We start from the raw sequence: 12,504 nt of genomic DNA, 5'->3' as shown, positions 1-12,504 counted from the left end.
TGTACTTGCCTTTATTATTTTTTGTTTCGATAACGCTCTTTTGCTTTTCGACCTTTTTTATAAAGTGCCGGTCTTAGAAAGCGTCTTAGTGAAGGAAATAGATAAGAAACAGTAGTTAACCAACCGCTCGAACGAGGTAATGTAATCTCGATTTGCTCACCTTTAGCTACGCGGATTATTGCCTCAGTGACTTGCTGTGGACTGCTCATCGGTTGAGAAAATACAATATCTTCTACTTCATCTATTTCAGACATAATAAAGCCAGTATTGATTGGCCCCGGAGAAACCAAACCAATACTAATCCCCGAACCGCTTAATTCATCAGCAAGGGCATAGGTAAATGCACGCAGCCCAGACTTAGTTGCGCAATAGGTTGCAGCGCCCTGTAATGGTGTTCGACCAGCTAAAGAGCCAACATTAACGATGCCGCCAAAGCCACCATTAGTTATACTGCTGCGTATATAAGGTAAAATTAATGCCGACAGTGCTATTGGCGCACGTAAATTTACATCGACCATTTTTGCTAATTGTTCAGCGGTATTATCTTCAACATTACCGCGTTGATGATAGCCAGCATTATTAATAAGATAATGAATACTGCCAAATTTCTCTTGAGCACTCTCTAGCATTTTTTGGCAATCAGCTGAATTAGCGACATCCATCTTGATGGTTAACACCGAAGTTTCAACACTAAGTTCTTTTTCAATCTCGTCGAGTGCTTGTTGTCCTCTCGCTAACAAAACCAAATTAGCTTTCAATTTGGCAAAGGCTCGGGCAGTTTCTGCACCAACACCTGCAGATGCACCGGTAATAACGACTGTTTTACCTTGAAAATAATGTTCCATCTTTATGCTTCCAGTTTCATTTGTTTTTATTTGTTTTATTTATTTACATCTCATGTCGACAAGGTTATTTTATTCTGGTCTAACCAGAGGTCAGTATGCCAGAAAAAACCGTATTGTTAACTATCGAAAACAACATTGCTTATGTTGCCCTTAATCGTGCAGATAAGCATAACGCTATTAATATGATGATGTTTTATCAACTTGATAAAATTATTAAACAATTACAAAAAGATAAATCACTGCGAGCAGTAATTGTTCATGGTAAGGGTGTCGACTTTTGTAGTGGTTTAGATGTTAAGTCTGTGATGAAAGCACCGGTTAATATCTTTAAACTCCTGTTTAAATGGTTACCCGGTCAATCAAATTTAGCACAACGTGTATCAACGGGCTGGCGTAAAATTCCTGCTCCGGTGATCATGGCATTACATGGCAGAGTTTGGGGGGGCGGTTTACAAATAGCACTCGGTGGCGATTTTCGCTTTGTTGAGCCCAGTGCTACTTTATCTATTTTAGAGGCAAGGTGGGGACTCATTCCGGATATGGGTGGCACTTTGGCACTTAAAGAACACTTGCCAGCAGATCAAGCGAAGTTGTTGGCGATGACTGGTCAAGAAATTTCTGCGCAGCAAGCACTTGAATTCAAGTTAATTACCGATATTTGTGCTGATCCCTTAGTGTCAGCAAAAAGCTTAGCAGATAAACTTTGCCAGCAATCACCAGATGCGGTTGCAGGTGTTAAAAAACTTTATAATCATGTTTGGTGGCGTAGTGACCGTTTTACCTTAGCCCGTGAAACTTATTATCAATTAAAAGTTATGTTAGGTAAAAATCAAAAGATAAAAACTTACAACCAAACCCATAGCACCAGTGAAGCGAAAGTCTTTAAAGATAGAGGCGATTGGTCGTAAGATTTAACTGAATATTTTCAGGTTGAATTTGCTACTTTTTTTCGATGATGTGTAGCTATCTAAAGTGATCTAAAAAGTGAGTGACCAATGTATCCCCTTAAATATATAGAGCCAGTTTTTCGTCCGCCCAGTGAGTGGAAGAGCCTTATTTTGCAAGTTACCAATGGCTGCTCTTGGAATAATTGTTCTTTTTGTGAAATGTATACGGCCGAAAATAAAAAATTTAAACCGAAAAAAGTCGCATTAATTGAAGAAGAGATGATTAAAGTTGTCGACTCAGGCTTACCGGTTGGTCGGGTGTTTTTAGCCGACGGTGACGCAATGATGTTACCGTTTAAACGCTTAAAAGAAATACTTGAGCTAATAAAGCAATATTTTCCGCAAGTCACTCGTGTTGCAAGTTATTGTCTACCAAGAAACGTCAGTAATAAAACTGTTGAACAGCTAGCAGAGTTAAAGGCGTTAGGCTTGTCTCTCTTGTATGTTGGTTGTGAAAGCGGTGACGATGAGGTCTTACAATTAATTGACAAGGGCGAAACCTATCAAAGCTCTTTAATTGCGCTCAACAAAATTAAGCAAGCAGGTATTAAAAGTTCAGTGATGATCTTAAATGGACTTGGCGGACCTGAGCTATCCAAACAGCATGCCATTAACTCAGCTAAATTAATGAATGAAGCACAACCCGACTACTTATCGACACTCGTGGTTAGCTTTCCTTTAGGGCAAGAACGTTTTGCTAAAAACTTTACTGACCGACAATATCAACCCTATCGACTGCTAAGTCAGCAAGAGTTATTTATTGAAATGGCAACATTGTTATCCGCTCTGGAATTAGAAAAAACTATTTTTAGGTCTGATCATGCTTCAAATTACTTAGTCTTAAAGGGCATTTTAGGGAAAGATAAAGAGAAACTAGTTAATACGGTGCAAATGGCATTAGCGCATTCTACAGAAATTCCGCTTCGTCAAGAATGGCAACGAGGATTATAGCCAGTAATGCCTGTACACTAAAAAAGTTACTAATTAAAATCATAAACTCAAACAATATGTTAAGTTAGTTATAGTTTTATAGTCAGCTGATAAATGCAGTCCGTACTTTATTTACAGCACATAGCTCAGTCCACCATCAATAACGTTGATATGGCAAAATATATTGACTATAAATAAGGTTGACGTTAATTGATAATAAAGTCTGTTAATTTTGTTTTGTCGTGGTGGAGGATTCAGTTTTAATGAATAAATTTATTATTAAGTCTATTTTACTATTTTTTATTGTGATTGCTCCGCTACAAGCACTTCAACAATTATCGCCAACAAAAAATATTACTTTTTATACTGAAAACTATCCTCCTGCTAATTATTTAGTTAATGATAAGCTTAAGGGAATTTCAGTAGAGACCTTAAAAGCGTTATGGAAACATTTAGACATTGCAGAACAAGAAATTCTGGTTGTTCCCTGGGCACGTGGCTATAGATTTACCTTAGATAAAGCCAACAGCGCTTTGTTTACCGTTTCTAGAACTCAAGCTCGAGAAGGTTTATTTAAATGGGTCGGGCCTATTTTTCACTCTACTCATGTACTAATGGCCAAAAAATCAAAAAACTTTGAGTTCGCTAATTTAGGGCAAATTTTTTATCGTAAAGTTGCCACCGTAGCAGGCGATATCTCAGAAATTTCGCTTAATCAAGTGGGTTTCCCTTCCTCTAACTTGGCAAAAGTCTCCTCCTTAAAACAAGCTTTTTTAATGATGCAATCAGATCGTGTCGACATGATTGTTATCTCTATACATGGTTTCGCTCATTTAGCAGAACAACTTGGCTTTGATGAAACTGACTATGAACAGGTCTGGCAGGTCAATAAGGTAGGTAACTACTTTGCTTTCAATATAAACACAGCCAATGACGTGATAGCACTATATCAAAAGGCCTTCGATGATATTGCACCGCAACGGTTAGCGATTAAAGCTACTTATGTTTTACCCCAAGCTGAGTATTAATGAATTGGCTATATTAAGTGTTTTTTTTATTGAGCACGCTATCAAACCTTAACTCGACATCATGATGCCTGGGCTAAATGGCAATATAGTTGCTGAAAGGTTAAAACTTAATCCTGAGACCATGTATATTCCAATTATTATGGTGACCTCGATAGATGAGCATGCGGCTAAATTGACGGCACTTAAAGTAGGCGCTGATGATTTTCTTACTAAGCCAATCGACCGAGCTGAACTTATATTACGGGTTAGGAATATGTTGCGCTTAAAGGATTACAGTGATCTCCTTACAGAATACAACAATAAACTTGAAGACAAGGTTAAAGAACGTACGGTTAAGCTTGAAAATGCTTATAAGGAAACTATCATCACTATGGTCAGCGCTGCTGAATTTAAGGATGAGGAGACCGGGGCACACGTACGCCGTATTGCACACTATTCATATCTGTTAGGACGATTGCTTGGTCTGAGTAAAAAAATGAATAAAGCATTGTTTTATGCGAGCCCAATGCACGACATTGGTAAGATTGGTATATCAGATGCTATTCTTTTCAAAACAACGCCTTTTACACCTCAAGAGCGTGAGACCATGAACACGCATAGTGCTATTGGCGCAAAAATCCTGCAAAAGGGGGATTCTCCTTTTATCAAAATGGGCGCTGAAATCGCATTAAATCACCACGAAAGATTGGATGGCACTGGCTATCCTAATGGTCTTTCTGGTGAAGATATTCCATTATCTGCTCGTATTATGGCGCTGTGTGACGTTTATGATGCGCTGCGTTCAAAACGTCCTTACAAGCCTGCTTTTAGTCATGAAAAGGCAGTAAAAATAATTATTGAAGGTGATGGTAGAACCATGCCTGAGCATTTCGACCCTAAGGTGCTTGCTGCTTTTGCCGCACATCCAGGGAATTTTGAAAAGGTCTATGAAAAATATAAGGACGACCACTAACTTTTGCATAAGTAACGCTGTTTTAACAACAGCATTAGCCGCTATCATATATAAGCCGGATGGCAGCTAGTAGTTGTTGTTAAACCGTAGCTTTAGCCGCTATCATATATAAGCCTGATGACAGCTAGTAGCTGTTGTTAAATGGCAGCATTAGCCGCTATTGCATTTAAGCCTGATGACAGCTAGTAGCTGTTGTTAAACCGTAGCTTTAGCCTCTATCATATATAAGCCTGATGGCAGCTAGTAGTTGTTGTTAAATGGCAGCATTAGCCGCTATCATATATAAGCCTGATGGCAGCTAGTAGCTAATGTATTTCGCAACGTTAATTGAACGTTTTTGGAATGCTGTGCAGCAACTCATCATAATGGCTATAAATTTTAGGCATATCCATTTTATTGAGAAACTCAGAGCAGGTTAAGTAAGCCAATAAATAGCGTGCGTCTTCAACCCATGGTGGTAAGTATTTACCGGGCTGACATAGCCCCATTTCCTCTAATTTGTATAGTACAGGAATGTCTTCAATATCTAATTTTCCACAAAATAATAATTTAAGACAATCTGCTCGACCATTAGCGGCGATAGCTTTTAAGAAATTATGCACGCGGATAAGTCCTTCTAAGTAAACACCATCTTTAGTAAAGGGAGCGCCGCCAGTTAAAACACCTCCCCTGAAAACTCTTCGAGTATTTTCATAAGCTTGTGATTCATTGCCAATACGACCTAAAAAGTAGTTATACACTTCTAAAAAGTCTGCGCCTTCAATCGACATTTGTATCGCGATAATACGGTCAGCTAGTCTACGCAGTCTATCCAAATCGATAGAATTAGTGATATATTCAGAAAATACCGCTAAGCCTTCTTGTGTTTTAGTGGTCCCAGGATGACCAGCGGCTAATATTTTAAGGTGCGGCTGATTAAGTCCATTAATTGAGGTGGCAACATGAATATGGGCTTCATGATTAATGAGTTGTTGCGCGTCAAGATCAGTAAAACAGGCTGTCTTCCTAATCCGTATTAACTTTGGGTTTGCTAGCGCGTTGGCAGATAGCTCGTCAACCACTTCAACTTTTGGCGCATCTGTACCAAACATTTTAGTCACGGCTGCTTGCATTTGCTCAGCGATATCTGAAGCTAGATAACACATAGGTGGTGGACTACCAAAGTTGTAACTAGCATAACTACTAATTTGTTTGTCAAAAATATTTGCCAATTCAAGCGGTGTTGATTTACCGTCAGTAAATGGGTTGGTAGGTTTACCGTAAAGCGCCTCAGAAAATTCATAAAACTTTTTAGTGCCTACCGATCCCATCATCAAAGCACCATGTTCAAGCTTAGTTGAAATGCGCTTTAGCCATTCATCTATGTCTGAATTCCCCATCAAGCTTCTAGCTTCACTCACTAAACTTAAGGTTTTACTGGGATCAAAAGTAGGGTAGCTAACCTTAGGTAGCTCTTTGCACTTATCCGCAAAGAATTGCTGTTTAATATCTCTGTTCCATTCTAAATGGGTGAGTATTCTAATCGGTTGGCTCGCGCTATATAGAATAGAACTTATCTGGCATATCCGTTCTTTTTCCACTTCTAATGTATTCATTGGTCATTAAATTCCATAGTCATTACGAGTTACTTACTGAGTTAACTCACAAAAATTGCGTTAGCACCAAAAATAAATTGTTATCTTATTGGTTTTACTCTGTAAATTGGCGCATTAACACATGGTAAAGTTAAGGGGTTTTAAAATGATCTTTTGTTAATGTTTTAGCTGAGCCAACACCACAGCCGACGATTAAGTTCATCACGCTTTTAGCACTGCCTTCAATGTGTTTAACATCTGCTTTAGGAGCAAAAATAACAAAACCATTAAATGGGCTAGGGCTAGTAGGCACAAATACCGCAAAATGATCCTCTAATTCGTCAGTAATATAACCCAAAACTAATTGTTCAGATTGAAATGCTTTAAGCATTACTGGGCGCGTAAAAGAACCACCATCTTTATTTTTAAACTGGCTCAGTATATCTCTTATCAGCGTATAACCAGGAATTGGAACAAGTAAGCGTTGTTCTAATTGGCCATGAACATAGCGTCCCCATACTGTTTGTACGAGTAGTCCTATGATAAAACACAATAAAAACACTGCAGTAAACGCAAGGATTTCAGCTAAAGGGATGTGAGAGACAAATTGTGTTGAGAAAAAAGTAGATATCGGTTCAAAGGCCATTGAAAGTGAATTTAATAGCCAAAAAGCGACTTTAAAAACAATAACAACGGGCAATAATATAACCATTCCACCAATAAATGCCGTTAATAAAAAGTTTTTAATATTTTTTAATATACTTAATAATTGCAAGTTAATATCCTAGATACGGTTGAAATAAGCGCAGATATGCTGAATGTTAGCGCAAGAAACATTTTTATACGTCATGTTTACATTGTAATGCTAAACAATCACTATCTTTATCAATAATCATTGACGAGTCCACTCTTACACCACTACCGGCATAATGGCCATTTGCGGTAAAAGTACAAACTTGCACATATTTATCCTCGACATAGGGCAAGGGGAACAATGTTTGGTAGATTTGCTCTCTTGTTTCAAAATTACCTGACTTTTCGGCAATCACTTGCTTGTTTTCATCTATTATCTTTATATTTGCACCACAGCGGCCAACGATTGGCTTGCTTACGTAGCCAGTTTGCTCAAGTTCATCCGTTAATTCAAAGCTGGTATTTAACAAGTAGGGATGATTTGGAAATAGCATACATAGCACAGGTAAAATCGCTTTGTTGCTAGGAATAAGTGTCCAAAGTGGCTCAAAAACCATAATATTATCGTTTAGTAGTACGTCAGATAAGCTAGGTTTATGCGGTTTTTTATGCTGAGCTTTATTAATGACATCATCTTGATTTGCTCTTATTTCGTCAAGTGCAGTCTCCCACGCCCATGTTTTCCATATCCATTGAAGCTTTATGCCGGCTGAATCTTCAATTTCATTATTTTTATTGCACGTTAATGAATCAATCCCTACCAATATTTTACATTGATGACCCGCCGCTTCTATGGCGTTTTTCATAAAGAGTGCATGATAGGTTTCTTCGGGGTCATCATCTTGTAATATATGAATAACGGAGTCGATAGCACGAGCTTGCCAAGCTTTAACTAAAAGGCTAAATAAGGCTGTGCCTGCATCAGTTCCACCTTTCACTTGGAAGTGTTTTAGCCATTTACCTTGTACTTTTCCAACCTCCATATAGCATGATGCCGAATCACAATTATATTCGTAGACCTTCAAGCCATGTTCAGACATTGAAAAATCAAAACGACTTGTTACTAATTGATTAGCGCGGTTAGACCATGAGCGCTTAATTTTTTCATTTAGGTTTTTGGGTAAGCCAAATTTTTCCAATAGCTCTGGATGTTCCAGCACGTAATCGGTAGTATGCATAAACATTTGATGCAGTTCATCCGTGGCCGTTTCTAGTGCTAAATGAGCTTGGGGTGATATACGGTAATAGCGTAAAGCGCTTGCATCATCACATGACAGTCTATGGCCAGCCATCATTTGAAAAAATGCATATTCGTCGTCATTGGCGAGGTTTAACCAAGGGGTATTGGCTTTATTTTGTGCTGGCGCAGTACAAGCTTCAATATTAAACACTTCGGGTTCTGGCAGAGAAGAAATCAGCGCATCTGTTTCATCATCAGTTTGTATTAACCACCCCAAAATGGTTGACCCATCAGAGGGGCAGTGTAGCCAGTAGTCGCCGTTACTGCCTAATTTTGCTTTTATTTCACGCGAATAGTTTTGCCCATTTGGCCAAGGTGCAAAGGCCATGTTTTGTTCGGCGATATACACTTTATCGTTAAAAACTGCAGTGATTATAGCTACGTGACCCGTTTCTTCAAATTCTCCACCTTCATCCCAAATTAGTAAACTTCCTACTTCAGGTAATCTCTTTGCGCCATTTTCAAAGGCATTTAAGGCGAGTTCGTTATTATTTACAATATCTCTCACGGAACGTAAATTAAATATTTCGTAAGCCATAGCTACATCGTTAAAAATATAACCTTTGTTGGTGTAAAGCCATCGACGAGCAAATTCAACACATTGCCATTTATGTCCCATATAAATATCATCTACATAGCTTCTAAAGTGACTACGCGATTTATAGATTAATGGGTCTACGGTATCATAATCGCTAGAATAAGCGGTTACATTGCCCATCGATATACCGATAGGGGTGCCAAAAGAGACATCTTGTATGTTTTTAATTTTAGTCATTTAGTCCAGACTTAAGTGGCTATTAGCGTAAAAAAAATGCTTTCGCTATAGCATTGCCCTTTAAAATAGTTGAGTGAAATAATGGTTAAGATGAACGACGAGCTCATTTAAACTAACTTTACATTAAGCTTAATATTCTGGTCAAGATCAGATTAAACTAACGGTATTTTTTACGTGAAATATAGAGCATAAGTAGCTATGAAGCTAACCTTGTAATATTTTTGTTTAAGCTAACGGATATAAAATAGCGAAGGCATTTTATCTTCGTGCAAAATTGATGAGTAATATTGAGGCGAGGATGATAAGAATAAACCACTAAACGTTGAGCACTTTTCGCTAATGGTTCGTCATCCTTAGAGTCGAGACTATAATCCGTAAATAACTCACTAGTTACCTAAGGTATACGATGCGAATATTTTTTCATAACGACCATTCGCTTTTAATTCTTTAAGGCCTTTATTGAAGGCATTTCTGGCTTTTTTATCCTGAAAAAGAATATTATTAGGGCTTGCTCCAAAAAGTGGAAATTTATCCACTAATAAATGGGTATTGATTTGTCCTTCTTTTTGAATTTTAGCTCGGTAATGTTTAAATATTTGTAGGTCTAACTGAATGATATCGAAACGTTCTAGATATAACATTTTAACCTGTAATTCTTGATCATGATTCTCTAGATAAAGCGGGTTTTTGTTGGCCATTACGGCATACTCTCCACCCAAGTGTGTTTTGGCGCCTTGCCAAGACAATAAAGAGTATGAAGCTAGCTCATTCAAGTGAGTAAATTTATAATTATGCTTTTTTAATGCGAAGGCAAAATTTTCGTAAGCATAAGCTTCATCAGATAAGAAACCGGTAAGGTTTTCTTTGGTCATTGTTTTTAAGTTCATGTCACAGGCCGCATCAACATCCTTAGCTCTGAATGATGTTATTCGGCGAGCATATGGATAATAAATTGCTTCTATTTCATAGCCAGCTGGCTCTAAGGCCTCTCTTATTAAAGTTATTATTATACCGTCGTTAGTTTCAGGCATTACCCAAGGTGCAAGAGCATCACCAAAGGCAATGGTGATTTTTTGTTGAGCAAAGGAAGGCAGAGTAAATAACAAACTGATGATTAATAAAAATAGTTTTAGCTGCATATGTTAGTTAATAGGATAATAAATAAGTAAAATGAGTATAGACGAAAAATAGACGAAAAATAATTTTTCACAGCTGTTTATCAAACAAGTAAATTTTTTATGACACGAGACTGCAGAACTAGATAACTTTACTTTTAAAATTTTAGCGGACTTTATGCTATACTTCCTGAAAGTTAACCGCTTTTTTATACTTAACAATATATTTCTAACTACAAGGCTTGCCATGAAATTAACTGCTTTTCAGTCAAAAACATTATTGATACTTATCCCCTTAATATTATTATTATCGACAGCGATTTATTTCTATGGCGCAAATGAACCTACTTTGCCAAAAATGACAGTACAAGAGAAAAAGGCTCGCTTTAAAAATTTAATTATTCCTGCAATAGACGAAGTTTATGATGAACTTATGGTTCAATATCTTGACGTTTCAGAGTCACTTAAGTTAGGTAGTGATAACGATATGATAGAAAAACTGAAAATAGAATATAAAGCCAAAACTGATAATGAGCTGTTAATGGCACTTAAACCTCACCCTAAAAGTATTGCTATTGCACAAGCGGCAATGGAGAGTTCTTGGGCAACCTCTCGTTTTTTTAATGAAGCTAATAATATTTTTGGTGTTTGGTCATTCGATGAAGATGAACCTAGAATCGCGGCACTGAAAAAAAGGGGTGATAAAACCATTTGGCTAAAAAGATACCCTTCTATTAAAGCCTCGGTAAGGGGCTACTATCGAACCCTTGGACGCAGCGCCGCCTTTCAGAAATTTAGGCAATTACGACTAAAAACTGATGACCCCTACTCTTTAGTTAAAAAGTTAGACCGTTATTCTGAAAAGGGTGCAGAATATGGTGATGAATTAACCTCTATTATAAAGTTTAATAAATTTAATACTTATGACTAAAGTTCGGTTAAATTTATCAGTGTCGTCGAGAAAACTCGGTACTTAAGTGCCGAGTAGTTCAATCAAGTAAGGCTGATTTAAAGCATGCTGAAGTAGGTGTTCGTTATCTTCATCGTGCTCGATTTTATTTTTTGTTATCCTGCATAATACCTGCTCAACGTTATCCCCATTACCCGTAAAGACTTCAGCAAAGTTTATATCTTAGCTCCCCTATATAATTCTGATAATCGACAGGTATTTAATCGTGAATCTAAGCAGGTTCTCAAATGATAAATTTATCTGACGTAGACAAATTTCTGCTGTGGTTACTTTGAAAAATAGTATTCTGGCAACACATTGCATGAATCTTGTGTCACTCTATCTCGAACCCTTGCAAGGGTAACTTTATTATATTTGAGCTTATAGGGTTTTGAAGTCTATATTTGCGCTAATACATCTATGACAACACTTAAGGTAAAACACTCCTTAGCTAGAAAAATTTTACAGCGGCCTAAGGTCTCAGTGTTACCCCTTGATGTTTAATCATTAACCTAAAAGCACCGGGAGTTATCCCGTAGCGGCGTTTAAAGTGCCGGTAAAAATGACTAAGATTACTAAAGCCCGAAGCAAAAGCAATTTCGGTTATATCGGTGTTGGAACTAGCAAGGTTTTTAGCAACGGCATCACAACGCAGTTTTAAAAGGTATTCAATAAAGCTGAAACCGGTGTGCTGGCGAAATTGGCGAGCAAAATGACTTCTTGATAGATTAACTTGCTTTGCCACCTTATCTAGAGTGATATCCATAGTGTAATTATTGTTGATCCAATCTTGAGCATTGGTCATTCGCAAAGATGATTGTGCATTTGCTTGCTGCTCGTAACCGGCGTTGCTGATATGGATCAGTAATAGTCGTAAGTAGAGGTTCTCTTTTAAACAAACATTTAATGGTGAGCTCGAAATGGGTTGTATTTCGAGTTCATTGGCAATTTTTTGCATTCCTTGCGTACTGTGCTGGCTGCTTAAATTGAGATTGTTAGTTAAAAATCCTCCTTTAGATAACGTTTTTAAATACAAACTGTTGGCGGGTGTTGACAAGTTATCAAAGGACGGGGGAGCAATACATGCAAACAGTAATTTTGTTTCGGTGTTTTTATCTGTCGTGATTGAATGTTGATATTCAGCAGGGATAAAAACGGAATGTCCGCTTAAAAGTTGATGGCTTTCGTCATTAATCGTTATGCTTACAGCACCTTTTAAACAGACGACAAACTCATGGAGGTTATGCTGGTGTTGCTCGATATCTCGACGTAATACAACACAGGAGGTCCAAAGCATTAAAATAGTCCGATAGTATAATTATGTGGTTCAATCGTATGCGACGCCGGGAAATAAAGCTATTAAAATAATATATACTTAGCACTATTGTACTATTGGTTGCGGTCATCACGAATAAATCATGATAGCGATTTATAGTACAATAGTTGGCTTTAGGCT

Annotated in this window: 11 protein-coding genes; 5 read left to right on the top strand and 6 right to left on the bottom strand. The window is 37.6% G+C overall.

The window, feature by feature from the left end; genetic code table 11:
* Window positions 1-14: 14 nt before the first annotated feature.
* Complete coding sequence (locus H4J70_RS04030) at window positions 15-845, bottom strand: SDR family oxidoreductase (protein WP_182214865.1); 831 nt, start codon at window positions 843-845, stop codon at window positions 15-17.
* Window positions 846-940: 95 nt separating this feature from the next.
* On the opposite strand from H4J70_RS04030, the gene H4J70_RS04025 reads away from it, so the two are divergent.
* The 4 genes from H4J70_RS04025 (at window position 941) to H4J70_RS04010 (ending at window position 4,702) form a co-directional block, all read left to right on the top strand.
* A complete protein-coding gene (locus H4J70_RS04025) occupies window positions 941-1,753 on the top strand; it encodes a crotonase/enoyl-CoA hydratase family protein (protein WP_182221622.1) in 813 nt (270 codons plus the stop codon).
* An 87-nt stretch (window positions 1,754-1,840) separates the two neighbouring features.
* Window positions 1,841-2,743, top strand: coding sequence for a radical SAM protein (locus H4J70_RS04020; RefSeq protein ID WP_182221621.1), 903 nt, complete (start codon window positions 1,841-1,843; stop codon window positions 2,741-2,743).
* A gap of 242 nt (window positions 2,744-2,985) precedes the next feature.
* On the top strand, window positions 2,986-3,750 hold the full coding sequence (locus H4J70_RS04015; protein WP_182250662.1) for an ABC transporter substrate-binding protein: 765 nt from the start codon (window positions 2,986-2,988) through the stop codon (window positions 3,748-3,750).
* Between the two features lie 61 nt (window positions 3,751-3,811).
* Window positions 3,812-4,702: an HD-GYP domain-containing protein gene (locus H4J70_RS04010; protein ID WP_182250661.1), complete on the top strand. Its 891-nt coding sequence runs from the start codon at window positions 3,812-3,814 to the stop codon at window positions 4,700-4,702.
* A 323-nt stretch (window positions 4,703-5,025) separates the two neighbouring features.
* On the opposite strand, the gene H4J70_RS04005 is transcribed toward H4J70_RS04010, so the two are convergent.
* From H4J70_RS04005 to H4J70_RS03990, 4 genes are all read right to left on the bottom strand, one after another.
* Window positions 5,026-6,297, bottom strand: a complete 1,272-nt coding sequence (locus H4J70_RS04005) for a flavohemoglobin expression-modulating QEGLA motif protein (protein WP_182230121.1) — start codon at window positions 6,295-6,297, stop codon at window positions 5,026-5,028.
* A gap of 130 nt (window positions 6,298-6,427) precedes the next feature.
* Window positions 6,428-7,051, bottom strand: a complete 624-nt coding sequence (locus tag H4J70_RS04000) for a DUF502 domain-containing protein (protein WP_182214877.1) — start codon at window positions 7,049-7,051, stop codon at window positions 6,428-6,430.
* Window positions 7,052-7,115: 64 nt separating this feature from the next.
* The gene (locus tag H4J70_RS03995; protein WP_182230120.1) at window positions 7,116-8,984 is read right to left on the bottom strand and encodes a glutathionylspermidine synthase family protein; all 1,869 of its coding nucleotides are present in this window, start codon (window positions 8,982-8,984) and stop codon (window positions 7,116-7,118) included.
* Between the two features lie 386 nt (window positions 8,985-9,370).
* Entirely contained in the window at window positions 9,371-10,123 is a 753-nt protein-coding gene (locus H4J70_RS03990; RefSeq protein WP_182250660.1) for an ABC transporter substrate-binding protein, read from the bottom strand.
* A 223-nt stretch (window positions 10,124-10,346) separates the two neighbouring features.
* Between H4J70_RS03990 and H4J70_RS03985 the strand changes: the two genes are divergently transcribed.
* Window positions 10,347-11,030 carry a glucosaminidase domain-containing protein gene (locus H4J70_RS03985; RefSeq protein WP_182214882.1) on the top strand — a complete coding sequence of 228 codons (684 nt, stop codon included), beginning with the start codon at window positions 10,347-10,349 and terminating at the stop codon, window positions 11,028-11,030.
* Between the two features lie 490 nt (window positions 11,031-11,520).
* Here the strand turns inward: H4J70_RS03985 and H4J70_RS03980 are convergent, their stop codons facing one another.
* Window positions 11,521-12,345: an AraC family transcriptional regulator gene (locus tag H4J70_RS03980; RefSeq protein WP_182221616.1), complete on the bottom strand. Its 825-nt coding sequence runs from the start codon at window positions 12,343-12,345 to the stop codon at window positions 11,521-11,523.
* Window positions 12,346-12,504 lie beyond the last annotated feature (159 nt).

This window comes from Colwellia sp. BRX8-9 (assembly GCF_014077245.1).
Classification (GTDB): Bacteria; Pseudomonadota; Gammaproteobacteria; order Enterobacterales; family Alteromonadaceae; genus Colwellia_A.
This window is presented reverse-complemented; position numbering and strand designations above follow the sequence as displayed.